The sequence below is a fragment of the Aequorivita flava genome (genome assembly GCF_038742595.1).
Taxonomy (GTDB): Bacteria; Bacteroidota; Bacteroidia; order Flavobacteriales; family Flavobacteriaceae; genus Aequorivita; species Aequorivita marisscotiae.
This window is the reverse complement of sequence record NZ_JBANCF010000001.1, coordinates 256,002-281,102: the sequence shown is the minus strand read 5'-3', so window position 1 is coordinate 281,102 and position 25,101 is coordinate 256,002. Positions and strand designations below refer to the sequence as shown.

At 33.2% G+C, this 25,101-nt stretch carries 24 protein-coding genes; 3 read left to right on the top strand and 21 right to left on the bottom strand.

All coding sequences use genetic code 11. From position 1 onward, the window contains the following. Window positions 1-9: 9 nt before the first annotated feature. The 21 genes from VZD24_RS01400 to VZD24_RS01300 form a co-directional block, all read right to left on the bottom strand. Window positions 10-807, bottom strand: a complete 798-nt coding sequence (locus VZD24_RS01400; protein ID WP_342686536.1) for an NAD(P)-dependent alcohol dehydrogenase — start codon at window positions 805-807, stop codon at window positions 10-12. 139 nt (window positions 808-946) lie between these two features. After that, window positions 947-1,678 (bottom strand): CPBP family intramembrane glutamic endopeptidase, encoded by a 732-nt coding sequence (locus tag VZD24_RS01395; RefSeq protein ID WP_342686537.1) that lies wholly within the window; start codon window positions 1,676-1,678, stop codon window positions 947-949. A 202-nt stretch (window positions 1,679-1,880) separates the two neighbouring features. Next, a complete protein-coding gene (locus tag VZD24_RS01390; RefSeq protein WP_342686538.1) occupies window positions 1,881-2,450 on the bottom strand; it encodes a hypothetical protein in 570 nt (189 codons plus the stop codon). A 275-nt stretch (window positions 2,451-2,725) separates the two neighbouring features. Continuing rightward, window positions 2,726-3,547 (bottom strand): GNAT family N-acetyltransferase, encoded by an 822-nt coding sequence (locus tag VZD24_RS01385; RefSeq protein ID WP_342686539.1) that lies wholly within the window; start codon window positions 3,545-3,547, stop codon window positions 2,726-2,728. 41 nt (window positions 3,548-3,588) lie between these two features. Continuing rightward, window positions 3,589-5,067 carry a serine hydrolase gene (locus tag VZD24_RS01380; protein ID WP_342686540.1) on the bottom strand — a complete coding sequence of 493 codons (1,479 nt, stop codon included), beginning with the start codon at window positions 5,065-5,067 and terminating at the stop codon, window positions 3,589-3,591. 4 nt (window positions 5,068-5,071) lie between these two features. Further along, window positions 5,072-5,224, bottom strand: coding sequence for a glycine zipper domain-containing protein (locus VZD24_RS01375; protein ID WP_342688751.1), 153 nt, complete (start codon window positions 5,222-5,224; stop codon window positions 5,072-5,074). Window positions 5,225-5,309: 85 nt separating this feature from the next. Next, window positions 5,310-6,869 carry an amidohydrolase family protein gene (locus VZD24_RS01370; RefSeq protein ID WP_342686542.1) on the bottom strand — a complete coding sequence of 520 codons (1,560 nt, stop codon included), beginning with the start codon at window positions 6,867-6,869 and terminating at the stop codon, window positions 5,310-5,312. Between the two features lie 53 nt (window positions 6,870-6,922). Continuing rightward, complete coding sequence (locus VZD24_RS01365) at window positions 6,923-8,881, bottom strand: serine hydrolase domain-containing protein (protein ID WP_342686543.1); 1,959 nt, start codon at window positions 8,879-8,881, stop codon at window positions 6,923-6,925. A 256-nt stretch (window positions 8,882-9,137) separates the two neighbouring features. Further along, window positions 9,138-10,922 (bottom strand): helix-turn-helix domain-containing protein, encoded by a 1,785-nt coding sequence (locus tag VZD24_RS01360; RefSeq protein ID WP_507237233.1) that lies wholly within the window; start codon window positions 10,920-10,922, stop codon window positions 9,138-9,140. Between the two features lie 308 nt (window positions 10,923-11,230). Beyond that, complete coding sequence (locus VZD24_RS01355) at window positions 11,231-11,755, bottom strand: DUF6624 domain-containing protein (RefSeq protein ID WP_342686545.1); 525 nt, start codon at window positions 11,753-11,755, stop codon at window positions 11,231-11,233. Beyond that, a complete protein-coding gene (locus VZD24_RS01350; protein ID WP_342686546.1) occupies window positions 11,755-11,922 on the bottom strand; it encodes a hypothetical protein in 168 nt (55 codons plus the stop codon). Before VZD24_RS01350 ends, VZD24_RS01355 begins: the two co-directional genes overlap by 1 nt. 89 nt (window positions 11,923-12,011) lie before the next feature. Next, window positions 12,012-12,743, bottom strand: coding sequence for an NAD(P)-dependent oxidoreductase (locus VZD24_RS01345; RefSeq protein WP_342686547.1), 732 nt, complete (start codon window positions 12,741-12,743; stop codon window positions 12,012-12,014). Window positions 12,744-12,807: 64 nt separating this feature from the next. Beyond that, window positions 12,808-13,680 (bottom strand): alpha/beta fold hydrolase, encoded by an 873-nt coding sequence (locus tag VZD24_RS01340; RefSeq protein ID WP_279447643.1) that lies wholly within the window; start codon window positions 13,678-13,680, stop codon window positions 12,808-12,810. 103 nt (window positions 13,681-13,783) lie between these two features. After that, window positions 13,784-14,170, bottom strand: coding sequence for a VOC family protein (locus VZD24_RS01335; RefSeq protein ID WP_342686548.1), 387 nt, complete (start codon window positions 14,168-14,170; stop codon window positions 13,784-13,786). A gap of 74 nt (window positions 14,171-14,244) precedes the next feature. Next, window positions 14,245-15,276, bottom strand: coding sequence for a serine hydrolase domain-containing protein (locus VZD24_RS01330; RefSeq protein ID WP_342686550.1), 1,032 nt, complete (start codon window positions 15,274-15,276; stop codon window positions 14,245-14,247). 263 nt (window positions 15,277-15,539) lie between these two features. Beyond that, window positions 15,540-16,553, bottom strand: a complete 1,014-nt coding sequence (locus tag VZD24_RS01325; protein ID WP_342686551.1) for a medium chain dehydrogenase/reductase family protein — start codon at window positions 16,551-16,553, stop codon at window positions 15,540-15,542. Between the two features lie 76 nt (window positions 16,554-16,629). After that, on the bottom strand, window positions 16,630-18,078 hold the full coding sequence (locus VZD24_RS01320) for a serine hydrolase domain-containing protein (protein WP_342686552.1): 1,449 nt from the start codon (window positions 18,076-18,078) through the stop codon (window positions 16,630-16,632). A gap of 56 nt (window positions 18,079-18,134) precedes the next feature. Continuing rightward, window positions 18,135-19,559 (bottom strand): serine hydrolase, encoded by a 1,425-nt coding sequence (locus VZD24_RS01315; RefSeq protein ID WP_342686553.1) that lies wholly within the window; start codon window positions 19,557-19,559, stop codon window positions 18,135-18,137. A 101-nt stretch (window positions 19,560-19,660) separates the two neighbouring features. Continuing rightward, complete coding sequence (locus VZD24_RS01310) at window positions 19,661-20,473, bottom strand: CPBP family intramembrane glutamic endopeptidase (protein WP_342686554.1); 813 nt, start codon at window positions 20,471-20,473, stop codon at window positions 19,661-19,663. Between the two features lie 108 nt (window positions 20,474-20,581). After that, entirely contained in the window at window positions 20,582-21,712 is a 1,131-nt protein-coding gene (locus tag VZD24_RS01305) for an acyltransferase family protein (RefSeq protein ID WP_279447636.1), read from the bottom strand. A 19-nt stretch (window positions 21,713-21,731) separates the two neighbouring features. Beyond that, window positions 21,732-22,325, bottom strand: coding sequence for an ankyrin repeat domain-containing protein (locus tag VZD24_RS01300; RefSeq protein WP_342686555.1), 594 nt, complete (start codon window positions 22,323-22,325; stop codon window positions 21,732-21,734). An 11-nt stretch (window positions 22,326-22,336) separates the two neighbouring features. Between VZD24_RS01300 and VZD24_RS01295 the strand changes: the two genes are divergently transcribed. The 3 genes from VZD24_RS01295 to VZD24_RS01285 all read left to right on the top strand — a co-directional run bounded on the left by VZD24_RS01295 (window position 22,337) and on the right by VZD24_RS01285 (window position 25,003). Further along, a complete protein-coding gene (locus tag VZD24_RS01295; RefSeq protein WP_342686556.1) occupies window positions 22,337-23,572 on the top strand; it encodes a tetratricopeptide repeat protein in 1,236 nt (411 codons plus the stop codon). A 452-nt stretch (window positions 23,573-24,024) separates the two neighbouring features. Then, complete coding sequence (locus VZD24_RS01290) at window positions 24,025-24,474, top strand: DoxX family protein (protein ID WP_279447633.1); 450 nt, start codon at window positions 24,025-24,027, stop codon at window positions 24,472-24,474. Window positions 24,475-24,484: 10 nt separating this feature from the next. Continuing rightward, a complete protein-coding gene (locus tag VZD24_RS01285; RefSeq protein WP_342686558.1) occupies window positions 24,485-25,003 on the top strand; it encodes a YceI family protein in 519 nt (172 codons plus the stop codon). Window positions 25,004-25,101: the final 98 nt, after the last annotated feature.

Here is a 25,101-nt window from a genome sequence, read left to right as displayed (position 1 = left end):
GTCTTCGGTCTATTTTATGCCAGTAGCTTCAAACTTAACTTTTTTAGGGAGCAATAGCATTTGCCATAATATTTGAATACTTAATACAGGTGTCATGAAAATACCATTGGTATTTAAATTATTTTTAGAGTTGTAATAATTAAGCTTACCAACAGCATCATAGATAACATCATATTTTGTTTGCTGCGCGTTAATATTAATCTTTGTGTAATCCAATACTTCATCTGCACCTAGTGCCAGTACATAATCAATATTTTTTGAACTGCAAATTCCCGTTACTTTTGCCCCCATTGTTTTCGCTAATTGAACCGCAGATGAACCTAAACTACCAGAAGCTCCATTAACTAAAACATGTTGACCTTCTTTAATTTTTGCATGCTGTTTTAAGAAATTATAAGAGGTTAAAAAACCGTCGCAAATTGGTGCAGCTTCAATATGAGAAATATTCTTTGGTTTATTCTCTATAAGTTCATTTTCACTGATACATAGATATTCCGCATTACTCCCATTACCTGTCAATTTCTCGCCAAAAACTTCATCGCCTATTTTAAATTTAGTGATTTGTGAACCTATAGCCTCTACAACTCCTGAAAACCCAGTGCCTAAAGCTGTGTTTTTTGGTTTGCAAAGTCCTAAAAACAATCTTCCATATTTTGGTATTCCCTGGCGCATCATGGTATCTGCTCTTGTAGCAGATGATGCTTTAATTTTTACTAAAATCTCATTTGGTTTTGGTGATGGAATTTCAACATCAATTATCTGAATAACTTCGGGTGAACCATATGTTGTATAAATTGCTACTTTCAAAATTTTATTATTTACTACAAAGTTGCGGTTAATTAAGCTATTAAAGGTTCGAATTTCATTATCGGAACACTATTCTACAAATAAGGCGAGCCAACTACATGAAAAACCAAATCCCAAACAATATGCACAATTATCGCTACTAAATTATCGCTACTATTAAACCACGTTTCCAATACACCCAACCAAAAAATGACCCTGTGATAAGATTACCTATCATGGTAGAACTCACAGTTACCAAAGTGAGATTTGCAAAGTTTTTTGATAGCGGTAAATGCACTAAGCCATAACATAATGCTGTAATGATTATGCCCACCCAAACCACGCTTGGTGACGGATTTGTTTTTTTTTTGAAACGCTGAATTACTACTACAATAAGAGACATTAATCCTAACCGAAAGATAATTTCTTCAGTAATTCCTGCTGAAAAAGACACAATAGCATAAAACGGTTTGGAAGGTCTTTCAACAATACTAGCTACAGGAAAGTAATCTCTAATTAGATTATGAACCAAAAGTATTGCCAATGCTAAGACTACACTATAAGCTAAAGGAAATAATAGCGTTTTAAAAAAATGAGTTTGTGTTCTGTTCTTTTGATTTGAAAAGAAACTTTCAATTACTGGTGCACCCAATTGTGCTTTCTTTGAAATCCATAAACCAACAAAAACCATAATTACGCCTAAAATAAGACCATAAATCCCTGTTTGTATTACATCACTAAATATGGAATCTGATAGCCTTACATTTGCATCACCTGCCTCAATTTTTAATCGTTTTAATTCTCGACTAAAAGGAATATTTAGAAGCGTGCCTATTACGAATAGAACAACTATAACCGCTGCAGTCCTAATGCGATTTTTATTACTAATCATTTTGTTTTGCTAAAATAAATTCTTCAGATCTTTTTATCTGTTGTTCAAGATTTCATTCAAAATCAAATCTATTTTTTAGAAATACATTTTTAAATTTTATACCTCTTCGCTTATAGCATCCTAAAATACATAGAATTCATAGGATGCTATTCAGCTACTTAATTTCATGATGATTTTTGGAATACATTATTGCTATTATAGCTTATAACCAGCTAAAGCCAAATCCTATATTACAGGTTACTGCATCTCTGTGTGCGTCGCCATCTAAAAACGTACGACCAAGAAGGACATTAGCCTGAAGGTTCAGCGCAAAGTTTTTCTTCTTATAAATTTCGTACCCACTACTTGCCTTAACCGCGCAACCAAAGTTCCAATCGTCGTTTACATGGTCCTCAATATCATATAGTGCTGGCGAATCTATTGCTAAACCGATTCCTCCATGAACCCACCAGCGATCTTTCACCCAATATTGAAGTCCTGGAATAAACCCTCCAAAGTGCCTGTCATTATCCTGAAATTCGTATATCATTCCTGGCATAGAGACTGTAATGGCGAGCTTTTCATTTAACATGTAGCCTAACTTTAAATCTGGAAAAACAAATGCACCTTGAGCCTCGTCGAACGTTTGCATACCAGCACTATCTTCTATACTTATAATACCTCCTCCTACTACGAATTCTAAGATAAAACCATCCCTTTGTGTTGTTGTTTCTGAATTTTTGTTTTGTGCGTATGCTATACTAGATGATAACGCCAAGGCTACACAAGCCATTTTTAATACGATTTGTTTTTTGATTGATTTCGTTTTGATTGATGTCATGATTGTTCGTTTTTTGATTAATGATTTTTTTAATTGATGTTCTAATTTCCTATAAAAGCTGGACGATTATGAAATTAAATAACCGAACTGTTGCTTTAGAAAGATGACTTGTTGATTTTTTAATAAATTCTGAATTTACTTTGTGATTCTTAACTAAACTGAAAAGTATCTTTATAAGACCGTATCATTCTATGGAGGTATGACGCGTAGCTTATATAGCCTTTAGTTTATATAATCATTTCCATTTCATATTGATTAACAGTATTCGCTAACCCTATTGAACTGATGCAATCTATTTTTTGGTTTAATCTGGTATCAACATTTATGATTTTTATTGAGTTTGAAACTTCTTTTATTCCTTTGAATAATCGTTGCCAGCACCCAGCACTTTCTTTTAGAATCTCAAATTGTGCTATATACGCATTACAGGGGTTTATAATAAAATACGATTCAACCAAATTGTCATTTATTAATTGATAGTATTTGTAATTTCCTTTTTTAATGACTTCTAAATTAAAATCCCAAGAATATAATTGTTGATTTGGCATTTTTTCCCAATCAAAAGCATTATAATCCACTTCGTTCAACTCTATTTTTTCATTTAGGTGTAATTTAATTTCGCCACTGAAACACTTAAATGTTTTACAAATATTAAATCCAATACTCTGGTACGTTTTTATGGCTTTACTATTTTCAATGATAACTTCTAACGCACATTTTATAACTCCATTTGTTTTTAAATCTGGTATAGCAAAATCATAGATTGACCTAACAATTTGTTTTCCTCTGTATTTTGGAAGTACACCTGTACCCGTATTAAATGCTATCTTCTCTCCGTTTCGTGTATCGATTGCATTAATAATAAACCCAACTAACTTACCACCATCAAACATGCCATAAGAAAACGCATAGTCAACTTTTGCTATTTTCCACCTCTCTTTATAGTAATTTTTGTCACTTGGAATTTTGACGTAGTAATTCTCAAAAGATTTTAAAAAGCAATCAGCGATTATATCAAATGCTATATTCTCTAATTTTTTTACTATCAAAACTTTATATGTTATTTGTTCTTAAATTCTAACTAACTGTATTATTCGTCTTCTTTCAACAATTCTTGTAATGTTTCCTTTGAGCCTTCACTACCTAACTCAACGGCTTTTGAATAACTTTTTATCGCATCTTCTTTTTGGTTGTATGTTAAGTAAGCCTCGCCCAATGAGTCCCATAAATTACCATCTTCAGGAAATAATTTTACATTCAATTTAAACAATGCTAATGCCCAGTCAGGTTGGTCTTCTTTTTTCAATCTACTATATCCTAGTCTATTTAGAATGGCAGGATCGTTAAATTCATCTTTAAGTTCTTTATTTAAATAATTTGGTAGTTTGTCTGCATTTGCAGATGGATTGGTTTTCATAAAATCATGAATCAATTCATAAATATTTCTGGATATTGGTGTAGCATTATAATTGGTATCAAAAACCATTTTACCAATTTCTCTCGCAACGTTTTCTGATTCAGGTCCTAAAAACGCATTTGTGATGTATATAACAACTACATCATCATCCACAAATCTCACAAAATCTGCAAAATACAATCCGTTACTACCATTATGAGCAACTATTTTGGCGTCGTTATGACTTTTGGATATGGCCCATCCATAGCCATAATAGGATGTCATTTTATCATTCTCGGCTACATAAGGTGTTTCTTGGATTTCTCTAGTTTTTGATGTTAAAACGACATTATTTTGTAAAGCAACATGCCATTTGTATAAATCTTCAATACTGGAATGAATGTCGCCTTTACCTATACTATACCAATAGTTATTATTGTAAAGCAGGTGCTGTTGGGTTGTTCCCCAATCGGTCCACTTTTCATCGTCTCTGTTATAGTAATAGCCATGTGCCAGTAGCTCTGTATTAAAATTGATGCTTTTATATCCTGTAGTTTTCATTTGAGCAGGCTCAAATAGATTTTTCTGTAGAAAAACATTATAGGTTTGACCTGAAACCAATTCTAATATAGCAGTGAGCATAATATAGTTGGCATTGGCATATTGGTAGGTTGTGCCAGGTTTAAAGTGTAATTCTGATTTAAAAAATTCTTTTAAAAACTGTTCCTTGCTGGCTTCATTGTATCTAAAACCTCCTGTTTTATTAGAAATTCCAGAGGTATGTGTCAATAGTTGATGAATTGTAATATCAGTCTTATCAAGAGGAATTTGAGGAAAATATAAACTCAGTTTATCCGAAGTTTTCATTTTTCCTTGTTCTACTAATTTTAAAATAGCGGATGCTGTAAATTGCTTAGTTACTGAACCAATATTAAAAACAGTTGCTGGTGAGTTGGGAATTTTATTTTTTCGATCTGCCCATCCGTAGCCTTTAGACAAAATAACTTCCCCCTTTTTAGCAACTAAAACAACACCGGAAAAGCCATTTTTTGCACTCGCATCCAAATAAGAATCAATTTTGTTGAAAAGCTTCTTGTTAGTGTTTTGAGAAGTAGCGCTAAAAATAGAAAGCGTAATAAGTGTAAAAAATAGTGTTTTAATAAACGATTTCATTTTATTATTTTTTTTTGGTCCCATATTCTAAAGCGGCACCTATGGCAATGCCCAGAACAAACCATAATTGCATATTTGAGGTTAAGTAGCCCACTATAGTTCCTAGAATAATCCCTATTCCTAATTTGAATCCTTTTTTAGTTTTCATTTTTTCCATAATTTCTATTCTTAATTTATTTATGATAAAATTAAGTAGACTTCGGAACTAGGAAGTTCTGCTTTAAGAATCAGAACGAAATCCATTAATCTGCAAACTGCACTCGAATTAAAGGACTGTTCACCAAACTTATCAATGCTTTTACATTCATATGAAAGCTGCTAGTAGCTATTTCAGTAAAGTTTTTGAGTTCTATAATTTTTTCTTCATTATAGTATGTACCATTTAGAAATACTCCATATATATCCTTTGTGTTATGAATGTTATTTAATGGATTTTTATTTAATACTATTAAATCCGCTTTTTTTCCTAAATCTATAGTCCCAAAGTCCTTCTCTTTATTTGAAAATCTTGCAGGGATAATTGTCGCACTTTGCAGTGCTTCAAGGTTAGACAATCCACTTCTAGTTAATTCATATAACTCATCATGTAAACTAAATCCGGCAAAGACAAAAGAATCTGTAACATCGGTTCCTGCCATAATGGATACACCCAATTTATGCGCCATAGCTACTTGTTTTTTTGAAGCTTCAAAAAATTGCTCACTTATACTAAAACCTCCACTTTCGAGGTTTTTTTCTCTGTTATAATCTGTATCGTATTTCCACCATAACTTTTTTCTAATGGAAGTGATATACTTTAAATTTTCATTACTCGTGAACATCTCTTTATGTGCATTAGCTTCAAACTTTAAGGTCTGTAAAGTTGGTGTCCAGTGCGTATTTTTTTTCTGCATCAAAATCATCAAATCTTTTGCTTGAACACTATCAAACCGTTGTACTATCTTGGCTTTTGATTTTGAAAAATAGGCTTTCCAACTTGTTGGATTTTTTAAACTATCCGCTTCCGGAAAACACTCGTACATGAATATGCGTCCATGTTCAAAGCTTTTTTGATCTAAATTAATTGCTTCCACCAGGTTTAAGAACATCGGTTTATGACCAGCCAGATGCATCCCGTACTTAGGTGCTTTTTTAGCTAGTTGAACGTAAGTGTCTTTTGGTAATTGTTGATACACCTTTATAAAATCTACGTTTTCCTTTTTATAAAATTGCAACAATGAATCTACTTGAGATGGCTTTTGCAGTTTAAAAAAGTTGGGGGACTCTTCAGGAATTGCCTTTTCACCATCCATTTGGTAGCTGCTTTGCAGCACATATCTGGGTGAGACTCTTGTGTTATTTTCTAGATCTTTATTCCATTGCAAACGTTCTTTACTACCCACCCAATAACTGTCTTTTTCATTTAATTGACCAGACATGTCTCTAACACCAGTAACCCCATTCGCAATGTAAAGCGGATGATGCAACCATTCTGAATGTTGGTTGGAATGTGTATGCATATCCCACAATCCAGGAATGAGGAATTTACCAGTACCATCAATTATTAAGGCATTCTCTGAAGTTGTGATATTCGTGGAATCAATTTTTGTAATTTGAGATTGTTCTATCAAAACAAATTGGTCCTCGGCAATTTCTCCGGTTACAACATCTACAATATTTATATTTTTGATGATAGTTCTTTCATAAACTACTGGTGTTTGGAATTTGGAATTTGGCCACAGGTAAGCGGTGGTAATAATTGTAATTGCTAACAAAAAAAGTGCAACTACAATTTTTATGAAGTATTTAATCCTTTTTTTCAAAATTGATTTTTATGAGAATTATTTAGAACTGTCTGTTAGATGGTCAATAAAATTTACTGAAACTTAACTGCCGTTTGTCCGTACAACAGAAATGAATTATAATTACTAGACTTTAAAAACTTTACGTTAACACCAGTATTTGGATTGATAAAACATAATTCTTCATCTTTAATAGAAATAAGCTCATACGTATCACCATTTGGAAAGTGCAATGAAAATAGGTTTGTTTCATCATCATAACTTATGGAAAGCTCTACTTGACTATTCCATTTGTATTTTCCTATAAGTTGTTTTAATACTTCTGAATCTAATTGATTCCGTTTTGCAGATGTACGCTTAAAATGATTCCAACGGTATAATTGTGAAGCAGATAATAACAATTCATTACCCAATGCACCGCCATTATCTGAATTGATCAAATAGACCAATCCTTTTCCAGTGTTAAGATCTATGGTCATACCAGTTCGATATCCAGCATTACCCCCATAATGGGTAATTGCAAAACCTTTTTCTGACTTATCTACTATTAATCCATAAATATGTCCATCGCGTTCTTGATTGAGTATCGATTGAATTTCTGACTTTGAAAAAATTGAACTTTGATCTTGATAACCCTTATGGATTTCAATTAGAAAATTCGCCATATCAGTGGCATTACTCCAAAGTCCGGCTGCGGCTTGTTCCGGGTGGTTTCTCCAACCACCTTCTAAAACAACACCATTTGAGGTATATCCTTTTGCGACTTTGCTTGAGTCTGATGGGTGCAATGGTTGCGTGAATTGAGAATTTTTCATTCCAATAGGCTGAAGAATCCATTGGTTCATAATATTTGAAAAATTGTCATTAAAAATATCCTGAAGTGCAACCTCAGCTAAGGTATATCCACCACCAGAATACGCTAACATTTCATTGGGTGCTGAGACTACTTCAATAGCTGGAGAATTTACGCCGTCCTCACCTTTTAAAACAGCAACATCAGTTGGAAAAGTATGGTGGCTAGCATAGCCTTGATACCCACCAGAAGTAATACCCGACGTATGCGAAAAAATATTGCGAAAGGTTACTGGGTTTTCAGCCGTCTGTTTTCCTTGTGGTAGTTGGTAACTTTCTAAATAGTTTTCAATATTTTCATCTAAGTCAATTTTTCCTGCAGTATGCATACGTAATGCAGCAAAAAAAGTTACGGGTTTGGATAAAGATGCTGCCTGAAAAATACTCGAGTTATTTAAATTTTGTTCTGAAAAACTTGGGTTTTGATAGGTGTCTGTCCATTCTATTTTACCATCATTAATAATTGCAAGGGAGAGCGCAGGTATTTTATATTCAGTCATTTTATTTACTATAGTGCTAAAGTTTTCTGGCTCTTCAAAGAACTTTACTTTCCCGATAATCTGATTTTCTAATTGAATTTTACTTTTTAATGGCTTATCAGAATACTCAACCAGTTCTTCATTGTACACAAAATCATCTTGTTTTTGAGTTAGCTTAATGAAGTTTTTCACTTTTGGTGCATACAACCAAACTTCTTCTACAACCGCATTATAACCTCTAGAATTTGTGATGTTACCATTATAATGAATGGTATACGCCATAAATGATCCTGCAGTTACTGTTTCTTCTTTGTAAGATACTACTTCAGCATTTAGATGCTGTTTACCAGTTGTACCATCTTGACTCGTCCAGTTTTCTTCATACACCCACTTATTACCTACTTGAAGAGGCCAATCGTACTTTGGGGTACTACTTTCTTCAGGTTTTACAATTTCTGAAACAGAAATGGTATCATTACCTATTGTTATTTGTAAAGCACCATTAACCTCTATTATTTCTCGGACATCTGTACCTTCAGATCTTACTTCGCCATTGGTGGTTAGTCCTTTATACTTCCACACCCATTTTTCACCTACGTTGTAGTCTGATAAGGTGGGTTGACTTGTTGTAACAGAATTTATCTGACCTTTACATGTGCTAAACAATAGTAACGCAAAACATAGTTTGATATATTGTTTCATTATTTTAAATTTTTAGAATTATTGGTTTAACTTGATGATACAAAGATGGGTTGAACTTTGAAGCAACAGTAAACAGGTATGAAGCAAGAATCATTAAGTTTAATGCAGCGCTATAAATTATGATGCAACACTGTTAATTATGATGCATTTTTTACCATTACCAAAGAATATATCAACCAATTTAATGCTATAACAATTTGATGTTATAAAATTAATTGTAAACTATACTAGAGTAGTTCTACTTTAAAAATCAGAACTAACGGTTATTTTTTAGGTACATATTCGGCGTTATTCCTTCAATTTTTTTAAAAAAGGTGTTGAACACTGTTTTGGAATTAAAACCACTGTCATAAGCTACAGCCATAATGGTTAATTCTTTGCTTTCCTCAAGAAGAACGCGCTCCTTAAATTCCTCCACTCGAAAGGTGTTGATATATTCAGAGAAGTTTTTTTGAAAGCCGAGGTTTAATAATTGCGAGACATAATTAGCAGGAAGTTCCAAGTAAGAGGCTAAATCTTTTAATGATAGGTCTGGATTTAAGTAAAGTTTATAGTCTATCATAATTTGCTCCAATTCTTTACTGTATTTTTTAATTTCGTTAGTATCCAATAATGCTTGTTTGTACTTTTTCTTCTGTTTGTAATTTAAATTATCTGGAATGGCTTTCAACATTATTTCTTTAAACCTTTTGTGATTTTTTACAGGTTTCAGAATTGGTGAGGGATTTAATAATAAAATTAATGGCAAACGACTCCGGTATGCTTGTTCTACTAAATCGATTACCTTTTCATTATTACCCAACAAAGCATTTACTAATATTAAAAATGTAAAAGACTTATCTACAAGTGCTGTTGTTAAATAGGTTTCTAATTCCTTTAATCCCTCATTGCACTTTTCTGTTTCATTAAGCTTTGCATAACACATAGTTTCACCTCCTAATTTGGTGAGGTCTTTCACAGAAACGCCTTCAAGTGAACCGAAATATGATAAAGCTTCATTTGGTTTGCCTGACATTAATAAACTAATGCCTATATAAATTGGTGGAAAGGGTAACTTTGGGTCTAGATCCAACGCCTTCTTTAAATACGGTATAGCAGTGGTGTAGTCTTCCTGTAAGTAATATAAAAACCCTTTATAATGATGGTTGATTGCGGCATAAGGGTCTAACTGCAAAGCTTTGTCAAGATAATTATGTGCTGCTCCCAATTTTCCCTCCACTGTCAAAAAATTAGAAATGGTTAAGTAAATATCGTCTGCTTGTTGAATTTCTAAAGCTTTATTGGCATGTTCATAAGCTTTCTTAAGGTTCCAGTTTTGCCAGCATTCTATCCAAGCCAAATTCAGTTGTGACCTTGATGAGTTTGGGTCTAGCTCTAAAGCCCTTAACAAATAAGGCTGGGCCTTTTCGTAGGCTTCAAATGCAGGTAAAAGTCCCATGGTTCCCAATTGAACATATGCTAGATTAATATCTAGATAAGGACTTGAAAAATCAGGTGATTTATGTATTACTTCATTTAAGATATTGATACCTTTTATAGAATTTTTATAATCCAACTTCATGATGTAATACCTCCCTTTCAAATATTCTCTATAAATAGCTACTGGCACATCAATAGGTGCCACTAGCTTATCTCCTATCTCAATATGACCTACATGTTCACGTAATTTTTCAGCAATGAAAAGACTAATTTCATCTTGAATTTCAAAAATGTTTTCTGGGTCTCTATCAAAAGTTTCAGACCAGAAATGAAAGTCATCTACAGTGTCAATCATTTGCACTGTAATCCGCATTTTCTTTTTTGATGCTCTTACACTGCCTTCAATAAAAGTAGCCACTTTTAAATTCTCTCTTACTTCTTTAGCGGTTACTGTTTTGTTTTTAAAATAAAACGACGAGGTACGAGAGGTTACTGAGAGCTCCTTTATTTTTGCTAAAGCGTTAATAATTTCTTCAGTTAATCCATCACAGAAATATTCGTTTTCAATATTGTTGCTCATATTGACGAATGGAAGTACTGCTATGGATTTTTGGTTAATCAAATTATTATACTTTCCAGCAAATTTATAAAAGTTAAAATAAACCCTAAAGTTGATTCTATGGATGGATTGTTCTCTCCGCTTTTAATTCTTAAATAATCTGCAGCTTTTTTATTGTTTACATGAAGAGGCAGTATTAATCGAAGAAGATCAACAACACATTTTTGCGAAAATGAAATCTGTTCTTTAAACTGCGATTACAATTTCCTATAATGTTCATTAGAAAATTTTTAACAGGCTGTTTTGGATTGTTTGCTATTATGCATCACATAATTTACTTGTAGACACAGAAGCATTCAATTCGATTATAACTATTCCTCCATCTTTATAATTTCAGCTTTTTCCATTTCAAATTCCGCTGTTCTTTTAATTTGTTCTTTGAGATTCCATTCAAAATCAAATCTGTTTTTAAGAAATTCAGCGATTGGGCCAAGACCTATTTCAGCCCTTCTTTTATCAATATTTGCGGGGTCATAAACTGGCGCAACATTAAAACTCTTATTTTCAGGATCGTATTTCATCTGTCCCCCATAAACTTGTAAGTTTCCCGCTTCAGTTGCAATTCTATCTTCTGCTCGTACTAAAAATCGAGGTTCTAATTTCTTCTCTTTTACAGCTTGTTTCATCATTGGAAGATACTTTATTCGAACATCATTATCTGAATGTTGTATAACATTGCAAATTGTCCAATTTCCGCGCTCTCCAATCATTTCTATTGATGGCCATCCATATTTATCTAGAATGGTTGTTACTATTTTTTCATTAGCAATGTGATTTATCTCATAGATTTTTTGCTGCTTATTGTATTGTTTTGATTCTGTACCATAAATTCTCATTAAAGAATCCCTATCCTAATTGGAGTTTGTTCTGTCTGCCAAACCGTATCTAAAAGGGCTATAAAATTTTCCTGTTGTTGAATCAGCTTTATCCTTTTTCCGGTTATATCCTTGTTCATACAAGACAATCCAAATAATAAAATAAGGATGAGTACTATTTTTTTCATTTTTATAAAATCTATTATTTAATGAACTTATTGATAAAATTGTTTGTGGGGATATTCACTTTAAACGAAAATAGATGTTTTAATTAGTGCTAATCTAGAGACGATCTACTGTAGATTACAGGCATTTGTCCCTTCCATTTATTCCATAAATCAGCATTACAGATTAAAGTGGCCATAAAGTGACCAACATTAATACGGCTGACTGTACCTGCCTTAAAAATAGCACTTCTGATTGGCGAAGGATATATTTCGTAATCAGTTACTTCGTCCTCATTTATTAATCCGTCCGGTCTTACAGCAGCCCATTCTATGAATTGATTGTTCTGACCAATAGTAGTTCGTAAATAATCGGCCGCTTTTTCATTATCTACATGTGGCGGTAGGATTAGACGAAGAAGCCCAATAACACATTTTTGCGCAAATAAAATCGGTTCATTTAAATTGTGATTACGGATTGCCGTAGTGTTCATTAAAACATATTTCATTGGCTGTTTTGGCTTGTTCGCTGTAATAGCATTACATAATCTGCTTGTAGCATCTGTAACCAATTTTCTCGGTTGTCCATAGATGCCTTTCCACGTTAAATTATGGCCAAGACAAGAGGCAACGGCATCACAACCATGAATGTATTCACTTAGTTCCTTGTCACTAAGATCTAGGACACTTGCGGAAATAATTTGTAAATTTTTATTTTCTTTCCAAGATTCAGGTAGTTTTTCCGGTGATCTAACAATCACTCTTACATTTTGCTTTCTCTCTAAGAGTTGTTCTACTAATTTACTTCCTGTTGCGCCACTGGCACCCACTATTAAAACCGTCATTTTATATTTTTTTATGGATATTAAATTTTCCCAAAGTAATTTTTCAATTATTTTGGCAGTCGTTTTATTTGTTCTTTGATAATATTTCTTTTGTAGTTGGTCTTTTAAATGGGTTGCTCAAAAATCTGTTAGCCATTTGATTCAGAAGTTTGTGTTCACTTCGTATCATAAAATGTGTTGCACCTGGCATTATAAATAATTGTGCTTTCGGAATGTTTTGATATATTTCAAGAATATGCTCAAGTTTAATAACGTCTTCATCTCCAGCTATGACTAATACAGGAGATTTAATTTTCAAAAGTTCCTCGGTTTTAATATTAGGAAACTTATCTATTAAATTCAATAATTCTCTATTTCTAATAGTTTCTTTTGAGTTATCTCCTTGTTTTAGCTTTAATTCCGCCTCTTCTAAGTCTTTAGTAACATTGTCTATATCCCATTGATGAACTGCTGAATTATCAGATCTCAAATTTGGAGCAATTGCTACAAGTTTTTTGACTTTCGATGGATACTTGATTACTAGTTGTAAACCAATAATACCCCCATCGCTTTGACCAATAATATAAAGGGAGTCTAATTTGAGATAATTTAAAAAAGAATTATAATCTTCAGTCATTAATTTATATGTCAATTTTTCTTTTCCATTTTCTGATTTCCCTTGAAACCTACTATCTGCAACTATCACGTAATAATCATTTTTAAAATATTCTATTTGGCATCGACCACTTTTAATAGAACCTCCGTTTCCGTGGATTATTAATAAAGGTTGTTTCGTTGAATTTCCGTAAGTTTCATAATACATTTTGATTCCATTAACTAGGGCATATTTTCCTGAAGCAGGATTATTTCCATAGTCAATTGTAGTATCACATTCAGATTGTCCAAAACCAAATGTGCAAGTAATTATTAAGATTAAAGTAATTTTATGTGTTTTCATAATATTTTCTAGTTGTATTAGCTCTTCTTTTGTTACTCCTGTAAGTACTTTTTGCTAAGTAAATGGTGTATGATCGATGATGTAAAAAAACTCTTCATTGGAATTATCGATTGTTTTCAATGCGCCAAGGCGGATTGAGCCGGTTTTCACCGCCATAAAATAATATGAGTTGATTTCCATCAACATCTTTGAGTCTTGCTTCTTTCCATAACCATTTTTGAAGCGTTGGTTCTTGGTCAAATTTAATTCCCATCTTTTTTAATTTTTCAACTTGTTCTTCAAGATCTTCGCATTCGAAATACACATAAATCCCCTCTCCTTTTGGTAGGTTTACAGTTTTATGTATTGAAAATGTAGATGTTCCGTTTGGACATTCAAACCTTGCATAATGTGGTAACGATTTAACTATTAATTTCAATCCTAATTTTTCATAGAATGAAATTGATTTTGTCAAGTCCAACGATGGAATGGTAATTTGATTTAGGTTCATATTATTATAACAGCTTTTTTTTGGTGTTAGACATATCAGGTTTAAAAAAATGTGATAAATGGATTAGCTTTTGGCTAGTTTTTTCTTTTCAGTATTTTAATAATTCTTTTGTTGATGATTTCTGATACATTCCATAAGTATAGTTTAGGGTCGGTAGTACTGTAGAATGCAACCATTACAGCATCCAGATCTGAGTCATAACTTGCAAAACTTTGGTACCCCGGAACCCAACCTGCGTGTTCATATTTGTAAATAGAAGAATATATCTCCTGTTCTCCATCCTTAAACAGTGCTCCATCATTTAGAGCCCGTATAAACGTTCCCACATCTGCTGCGGTGGCTACCATTCCGTAATCGTCTGTTTTTAAATCAAAAGGATGTCCCAAGTGATAGCCGCTCATTACTGCATCCATATTCACTTCGTCTAATGAACCAAACGTATTGCTAAGTTTTAAGGGTTTTAGGATTTTTTCTTGAATGTATTGAAAGTTTTTATACCCCAATTCGTCATCCATTATTTTATTGATTAATAGATAATTTGTATTGCAATACTCATAGTCTTCCCCAGGATCAAAATTAGCCGGCTTGTCTAGAATTAATGCAAGGCTTTCTTTATAGGTTGCTGTGGGTGCCTCCCAAAAATTGGGAGTGTCTGTAAAATTAGGGATACCGCTTCTATGTTGTACAAGCATCCGCAGGGTAATCTTATTTGTGTTTTCAATTCTGCCTACCAACTCCGGTAGATATTCAGCAAGTGTTTTATCTAGTGAAAGACGTCCTTCGTGTACCAATTTGGTTACCGCCACAGCATCATAGAGCTTGCTGATGCTGCCCAATTTAAAGAGGGCATGAGGATTGGCAGGAATGGAATCTTCACGGTTGTGCCACCCGGAAGCAAAATGCTGTGGCGGTTTTCCAGTCTGGTCTATATATACAACTATTCCCGAAAAATCATAATCAAGGGCTTCATCTACCTGTTCTTGAACTGTGTTTGGCAGCGGCATTATCCATGCTTTTACTATTATCCAGGGCACGAGCCACAAGGAGGCAATGCTTGCTATAATTAATCCTAGTTTCAGCATTTGTTTTGCTTTATAATTTTTCATTAGTTTATTGATTTTAGAAACTAATCCTATATGAAAATTTTTAAGTTAACTTTTTTCAGAGATTTTTAAGAATAGTAAGATGTTAAAATTCAATTACTTATAATCTTGATTCTTAGCCAAATTTACATTTTCCATTTTTTAAACTGCCTATTCTTTACACTGTCAAACTGCCTATGGGGCAAACTAAGCAAATCACTTCCAAATTAGGATTCGGCTCTTAGCCCTAAATATTTTTAGGATGTTAGCCGTAGTAAATTAGCTTATCATTCAGTTACCTTTAATATTATTTTTCCTTTAACCATAGCTTTTTCAACCAACTTGTGAGCTTCGGATGCTTCATTTAATCTCATGATTTTACCAATTTCCGGTTTGATTTTTCTTTCCGATAACAGTTTGAATAATTTATTTAAATCTTCACGAAACCATTTGGGGTGTTTCTTTCGTATTGAAGTTATAACGTAAAATTTAGCTGAAGGTTTGCTAGGAAGTAAATTCCATAAATGAATTTTCATAAAGTCTATAATTACATTGCCACCGTTTCCACTTGCCGAGTTTTGAAAACCAAAACCAACCAAAATTCCTGTCTTTTTAAGCACACTTAATGAACGAGAAAAGTAATCGCCGCCCATAGGGTCAAAAACAGCATCAATTCCGTTAGCTTCTTTTTCTTTCATCACTTTTACAAAATCTTGTTGTTTGTAATCAATCGGAATTGCCCCCATCCTTTTTACAAAATCGTGCTTATTTTTTGAGGCAGTTCCATACATTTTCAAATCCATAAGTTTGCCCAATTGAATCATTGCAGTACCGACTGCTCCTGCACAAGCGTGAATTAAAATAGTTTGCCCGTCTTTTACTTTAGCAAAGCGATGAAGCATTTGATAAGCGGTTAGATAGGTGAGTATTAAACTGACCACTTCTCCATTATCCAAGTCGTTTGGTACTGGAACGACCGAATTTGCATCAAGACAAATGTATTCTGTATAGGCACCAATGATGGTCAAATCTGCTACTTTTTGTCCGACTGTTAAATTATTGACACCTTCGCCGAGTTCATCAACAATTCCTACCAAGTCATATCCCGGCGAGAATGGTGGTTTTTCTTTTACATCTGGATAAATGCCTCGTCTAACAAGTGTATCCGTAAATGATGCGCTTGTTGTTAATACTTTAATTCTTACTTGGCCCTTTTGTGGCTTAGGCAATTCTTTTTCGGTAATTTCCTGAAGAACTTCAGGGCTTCCAAATTTTGATATTACAATTCTTCTATACTGCATTGGTATCTGTATTATTTATGTCTTTTATCATTATCCACAACATTTTTTATATAAATTGATTGTGGGCAGTTTTAATTTACCATCCAAAAGCAACAATTTTATTACTTTCATTGAACTGCAGGTCAAAGCAAGGGGTTAAATCGACAACTTTCCCATCTTTCGATTTCAAAACAATATCGTAACTCATATCACCATATTCTAAAATATGTTTCAATCGATATCCTAAAAACTCTTTCTGCATATCCTTCACCCACATTTTAAATCTTCGTTCTCTTTCTTTACTAGCGACATGTTCATTGATGAAATCATCCATGTTCTTATCATCTGTCAAAATTAGTTCTACAAACTGATGAATGATTTCAAGTTGCTTATTTGTAATATCGGTACTACCATGTTTTATACTTTTCATTTTAGGTACAACGGGTGTGTAGTTTTCTTTAAAAAGCAATTGCTCAATTTCCCATGCTACAATTTGAGTGTCGTATCTTAATTCATTGGTCATATATATAATTACCGTGTTTTCTTCCGGCAGTTGTATGAAATCGGCATAAAAAACACCATTTGAGCCATTGTGCGCTATAATTTTCGTATTTCTATCACTATTCACTATGGTCCATCCATATGCATAGTGTGAATCTCCTGATTCATTTTCTTTTACGTGGGGAAAAGTGAGTTGCTCAAATGATTTTTTGGAAATAATTTTATTTTCCTTTAAAGCAATGTACCATTTATACAAATCGGAAGGATTTGAAAGTATTCCGCCATTTCCTTTTAAATGCCATGATATTTGGTTTGAATCTGCCTGCCATTTTATGAGGTGGGTTCCCCAATCTTCCCCACATTTATAGCCGTGGGCAATTTGTGTTGTATCCCATTTGGGGGAAAGATAACCCGTATGTTTCATGCCCGCTTTTTGAAAAAGATTTTTTTGCAAATAGGTTTCGTAATCTGTTTGCGTAACTTTTTCAATTATCATAGCCAACATACTGTAGCCGACGTTGGAATAGCTAAATTGTTTTCCCGGTTCAAAATCTAATGGTGCATTGTAAACTTCGCTTAAAAACTTCTCTTTTGAGATGGGGACGAAATCCACTCCGTAACCCAGATTCCCTACGATTCCTGATGTGTGTGTCAGTAATTGATGAATCGTAATATTTTGTTTGTCCTTCGGCACATCTTCAAAAAATTTATAAATAGAATCGTTTACCGATAATTTATCTTCTTCCTGCAATTTTAGAATAGCAGTTGCCGTAAACTGTGTTGTCAACGAACCTGTTGTGAAAATGGTTTCTTCCGTTACAGGAAGGTTTTCAGTTTTGTTTCTTTGGCCAACGCCACCGGAGTAAAGTATTTTTCCATCTTTGGCGACCAATATGCTTGCTGAAAGTCCGTTTTTATCACACGCGTCAATATAGGATTCAAGTCTTTTCTCCGAAGGGTTCTCTGTGCAGTTTGAGTTGGTTCTGTATTTACAGGAAACACAAAGAGTTAGGATTATCACAATAATTGAAATATATCTTTTCATAGTCTGTTTATACTGTTTTGTTTTAATTGTGCATAACAACTGGATATTTTATTTTACTAATTTTGAATTTTTTTGATCATTTCTATTGCGTTGGTATTGTTTGGGTTCAATTCTAGCGATTTTTTATAATTGATTAATGCCAGATTGTTGTTGCCATTAAGATAATAAGCTTCACCCATACTATCGTATGCATTGGCTAAGTTTGGAAATTCTGAAATATACAATTTGAAAATTTTAATGGCTTTCTCGATTTGATGTTTCTCAATTAACTTATAACCAAGTTGATTTAATTCATTCTCATTTGAAAAATTATATGTGTTGGGGTCATTTTTTTTTAAACTTTTATAAAGCTCAATACCTTCATTTATATTGTCATAGCATGTTTGCCTGATTGTTAGATAAATGGATTTTTGAGGAATTGAAAAACGACGCCCGTTTGAGATATTTTCGATTGACTCAGCAATTTCATGCAGTTTATGATTTTTATTATTTGTCATTAAGATAATTGATAAACCCTCCTTTACATTGTAATGTATAAAAGATTCGTAATTAAAAGAGGACCCATGATGCTCATGAACCAGCAATTCTTTATTTTCAAAGATTCCCTTTCCTAAAGCGGACTCACTGTCTTTAGCGTAAGCATCAAATAATAGCATTAACGATTCTTTCGAAATTAGCTTCCCTGAATGCAAACTGCTTAACCAATAGTACATATCATTTGCATTAGGATATACCCAGCCGGAGAATTCAATGTCCATTGGTCTATCATTGACCATATCATTGTTAAATGCCGCTACTAATTGAGGATTCTTTTGAGTAGCATCTAAAACAGCCTCTAACATATTACTGGGGATAAGAATGTTTTTTTGTACGAAATCATTAAAACTCATTCCGGATAGTTTTTCCACGATCCTTCTTTGAATAAAAACATTATTATTACTATAGAGATAATCTGATCCAGGTTCGAAATTCAAATGTTCAATATTCCTTAAATCAGCATATATATCTTCATCATTTTTAATATGACTCCAATTTATTTTTGGCAATCCGCTAGTATATTTTAGCAAATCCCTAATAGTGACCTTAGTGGACCAATCTGGTAACTGTAACTCAAACTTTGAAATGTGATCATCTAAAGTAAGTAACCCTTTCTCTTTTAAAATCATCAAAGCAACTGCGTTGAATTCTTTTCCTATAGACCCAATATTAAATATCGAATTTCGATTTAGTGCTTTGGATTTTGAAGCATCAGAGTATCCAAATTCATTTTGATATATTATTTTATTGTTTTTAGCAACTAGGATATTACCATTAAATACACCCCTATTATAGGATTCACTCATCAATGAATCTATCAAAGTTTCCTTGATAAAAAGATCTTTATTAGTTTTTATAAAATTATTGGTTATTGTATTGCTACTGTTTTTGCAACCCATAAATATGGTTGTTACTATAACTAAAAGGCAAAATTTTGATTTCATTTATTTTGTGTTTAATATTAAGGGTTTAAGAGAATATAGTTTTTTGAATGTTGCAGCCTATATTGATAATGGGGGCATAAATAGTGAGTGAATGTTTCTTCTCAATTTCCCATGGCTATCTTTTTTTCAATCTCTTTTTTATCTATTTTTTTATACATGAAAAATGCAATAATGAGCAAGGGAAACGTCAAGATTATTGGCGCCATGGAAACAGGGTTATTTAAATCTTCTTGTAAAGATTTTAAGCCTGGCAAAAAAGCAATTGAAAAGAAAAAATTGATGAGTCCGTGCGTAATGGCAACGGCGTTAAGTTTATTGGTTTTTAATCCTAAAACACCAAAAAAGAATCCAATGAACATAGCAAAGACAACCTGTACCAGTACTTGCCCAATAGTATCGTTCTTGGTTAGATTTAAGAGGTGAAAAGCACCAAAGAAAACCGATGGCAAAAGAATACTTATAAAGATTCCGTTTTTCCGTAAACCATATTTTTTTAAAAAGAGCGATTGCAATAAACCTCTAAACAGATATTCTTCTGCAAAGCCTACCATAAAGCACCCTATAAGCAATAGCATCAGATTTACGGATGCTATTGCTGAAAAGTTTTGATCTAAAAGACCGAGAATTGCAATTATGATTAAATACACTGGAATTAAATTTAGGTATTTAAATCGCCAAGAAAATTGTCCTGACACCCCTGCAAGTGCTTGAGTCTTTAGCATTCGTATCATGCTATAGCCTATGAGAAAAATCAGTCCCATTTTGAAAATGAGATTTATATACTCTAATTTAAAATCATCCTTAGTGAGTATTCTAAACAAATTTTCCATAGGCATTAGCATGATTAAGGCAATAATTGCAAGAATAACTATGCTTTTTACGTATGGAGATTCACTTTTTATAATAGTTGTCATAGATTCAAAAGTTAATTAAAGGAATAAATTCTTGTTGGATGAATGTTGATTTTGCTTCAAAATCCATGGAGCCATCATTTAAGAGGTATGCAGGATTGAAAAGTATTATTACATATTAGTATTTGTTGATTTTATGTTCAACAAATCTTTTTTAATGGTGCTTTTATCTTCAAATTCTTGCTTTACTTTTTGTTTCCATTTTAATCCAAAAAATGGTCTTATTATATTAACTCTTCTTAGTATAAACTCATATAGATAAAAGCAGGCGAGAAAGGTGAAAAGTGTTATTCCTAAAAATTTTATAATAGGAGGAAGGCTTAATGGTAAGAAGATAAATGCACCCGCATATAACACAAACATATGGATGATATAAACCGGATAAGCAGCTTGACTCAAATAGCTCAACAATGCGCTAGGTTTATTTAGATACTGAAACCCGAAACCAAAAATTCCAAATATCCAGCAATTAGATTCTAAACTTGTGAGATACATATTTGAAATCCCTTCATACTCAGTGAATCTAATGGTATATAAAACAGCCGCTATGCCTATATATAACCATTTCCATTTTAAAACCGTTTGCCAAAAGCTATTACCGCTATACATTAAGAGAAAACCAAAAATGAAAGCAAGAAAACCCATAAAGAATCCGTGCCAAGTTTGGGCATACAATTCAAACAATTGTGGTTTAACAAAAACTACTTCCAACATAAAAAAGACTGAGATAGATACAGGCCCCATAGCGTAACTCATGATTTTTGAAATTGCTTTTCTAAATTTTCCATTTTTATATTTTTTCAAATAGAAAAACAAAGGGGATAACAGAAGCACATAGATAAATATATTTCCCAGAAACCATAAGTGGCTGCTACCGGGATAATAACTTAAAGGCATATTATAAAATTTTTGAAAAATGAACATCTGTAAGGGCGTAATTGCAACGAAACCAAATAGAAAAGGTAAAAGAATGCGCTTTGTTCTTTCTGTTATCAGCTTCTTCCAGCTTCTCTTTTTCATTGCAAAATACACGCCCATTCCAGAAACATAAAACAAGAGTGGAATTCGCCAAACATTCAGCATCGTCATAGGGGTCCACAAGCTCTCTACCGAATTGTCACTTTTAATAAAGCCTATAAACAAAGCCCAGGGTTGGAATACAATGGCTATATGATAAATAAGTAATAACCCAATGGCAATTACCCGTAACCAATCTATGTCATATCTTCTATCTGTTGTCATTTTAGCAGTGCTTTATTAATTACTCTAGCATCATTGCAACTACGGGACGTGCTTCTTTAAGTTCGTTTAGGTCAAGCTTAAAGCCCATTGGTTTTAATTGCTGTATGATCATTTCATAAACAGGCTGCATCTCCGCAAAATCTCCTAGTACAGATTCCCTAGGTGTTGCCCCAAAGTTATTTTTTATGGTTTTGTCCGCTTTGGCATCAATAAGCATTTGTACAATTTCTATTCGGCCAAAGAACGCAGCAGAATGTAAAACGGTTGCGCCATCATTGTTTTTTATTGACAAATCTGCATGCGCATCAATAAGAGCTTTGACTATTTCAGGTTTATTAAAGGTAGCTGCAGATATTAATGGGGTCGAACCGCTCATCGGCTCTTTTTGATTGATATCCGTCCCTGCTTCAATATGCTGTTTTACCGCTTCAAGATTTCCGGATATTACGGCAGTATTAATATCCATACTTGGTTTGGTGCCTTTTTCTTTTACTTCAGTATTAATAGATGTAGTTGTTTTTTTGTCAGTTTGAGCACATGCACTTGTAAATAATAGAATGAGAAGTAAAAGAGGGAATGTCGTTTTAAAAGTTTTGATTTCTAAAGATTTCATTACAGAATGCAGTGGCCAAAAAAATAGCTGACGCTATACAAGCAAAGGTTACACCAGCTGAATTAGAGCGAATTGAAAAAAAACCTACCGAAAATGTATTGGCATACGATTATTACCTTAAAGGTATGGAGCAATATAAAACAGAGACTATAGAAGGATTGGAAGAAGCCATTCCTTTATTTGAAAAGGCCATTAAGAATGACCCTGAATTTGCGCTGGCATATTCACAACTGGCTTTTTCCTATTTTTACTTAGATTTAAATAAAACCGAAAAGCAATATACCGAAGTAATTAATAATTATGCAGATAAAGCCTTGCTTTACGATTCAAAATCTGCAGAAAGTCTTATAGCTAAGGCACTTTATTATATAAATAATAAAGAATATCAATTTGCCATACCTCATTTAGAAAAAGCCCTCGAGTATAATCCCAATTCATCATCAGTTGTTAAAATGCTTTCAGAATTATATGCAAATGCCATTCCTAATACGGAAAAGTATCTGAAATATGCATTGAAAGGGATTCAACTTGATATTGCCGCTAACGATTCAGTGAATAAAAGCTACATTTATTTAAACCTTAGCAATGCTTTTATTCAAAATGGATTTACAGATGAAGCGATGAAGTATATAAACTTGGCAATAGATTATAATCCGAAGAATTATCATGCTCCTTTTTTAAAAATATTTATTCAATATGCCGACCATCAAAATATAGATAAAACTACAACCCAATTGGTTAACGAATGGAAAAAAGATACCACGCGATTAGACATTATGCAGGAAGTAGGGAAGTTTTATTATTTTCAAGAGAAGTATGACAGCGCTTACTATTACTATAAAAAGTTTGTAAAAATTAAAGAAGAAAATGGCCTTGATATTTATCCACAAGAAAACCTTAAAATAGGAATTGTTTATGACAAAATGGGGTTAGATGAAGAAGCTGCCAAATTTTATAATGCCTTTACAAACTATTGTAAAATTGATCAATCTATCTACCAGCCTGCCAGCTTGGCTTCAATGTATGTACACGAAGAAAAATATGAGCTAGCCCTCGCACAGCTAAAAATATTCGCTTCCAAAAATAATTATCAATATTGGATTTTATTATTTTCAGAAAAGGATCCCTTAATGAAACCTTTAAAAAAATATCCTGAATATGAGGAAGTTATGAATAAAATAAAGAAAAGGTTTTGGGAAAATCAAACGCAATTAAAACAATCCTTAGAGGATAAAGACCTTTTGTAGTTTCTTGTATCGAAATTGATTAATTATCTGTTTTGCCTATACTGGAATCATTTCCATTCTGGCTAAACCTTTTAACCCGAAAAGCCATATTAATAAATAAGTAGTTACTGAATACATGGCAAGTAATATAAGACCGTCTAATATATTGCCAGTTTCCCAAACTATAATTTAAAGAAGCAGTAGACCAGCACTGATCATACCAGTGCTCTTTTTTTTTTGAGGCACTACCCAATGCTTACCGTACAACTATTCATGAGCAGATTCTCCGAAGCTTCTGTGCTGTATTCCCAACTTGATTGAAAGTAAAGTACTGGGAAAATCTATGCTCAATATTAACTGCTAGTTAACAACCTGTTTTACAAAACTTTATCTTCTTATCATACATCAATGCGCAGGTTAATATTACACCGTAATTTTGTATCAAATAAACATCCATAGCATAACAAAACCTTATGAAACAAACAATGATGAACATTTTTAATTCCGGTACGTATCCCAAGCAATTGGATATATTGCTTCTTATACTTCGGTTAACGGCAGGTATTTTCATGCTTACCCACGGCATGGGGAAATTTCAAACTTTATTCGGCAGTGAGCCAATACAATTTTTAGACCCTCTTGGCGTAGGAGCCACTGCTTCGCTTGCGCTTACGGTCTTTGCAGAGGTAGCGTGTTCCATTTTACTAATCTTCGGAATGGGAACCCGCTTGGCCGCATTACCATTACTAATTACCATGGGGGTTGCAACCTTTATAATTCACAGCAACGATGGGTTCGCAAAACAGGAATTACCACTACTCTACGCAGTAATCTACATTACGATTATTGTAATGGGCGCTGGCAAGTATTCTATAGATTACTTGTTATCGCGAAAAAAATTAATACAAATAAATAATAATTAAAACTTAAAAAATGGAAAACAAAACAAATTGGTCAGTAGACACCGCACATTCTGAAATTGAATTCAAGGTAAAACACATGATGATTTCAACAGTAACCGGAAGTTTTAGCGATTTTGACGCCTCTATTGAAGCGGCTGATGATAGCTTTAAAAACGCTAAATTTCAATTTAGCGCAAAGATTGATTCTATCAGCACAAAAAATAAGGATAGAGACACGCATTTAAAGTCGGATGATTTTTTCAATGCGGAAAAATACCCAAAACTCACTTTTGAGTCAAAATCCTTTGACGGTGAAAAGATGGTCGGCGATATGACTATAAGAGACGTAACCAAGGAAATTACACTCGATGTAGATTTCAACGGAATAGCCGTGGATCCATACGGGCAGACCAAAGCTGGTTTTGAAGCTACAGGAACCATTAATCGAAAGGAATTCAATCTAAATTGGAGCGCGGTAACCGAAGCGGGCAGTATCGTAGTGAGCGATAAAGTTAGACTTATTGCCAATCTTCAATTTATCAAGCAGTAAAGTATAAATGGCTTTGGTTTAATCAGTTCTTAGGCGTGAATTCCTTAGCTTTAAAAGTTATGAATGGTTTATTTAAAACCGTCGTGATGGAAAACCTT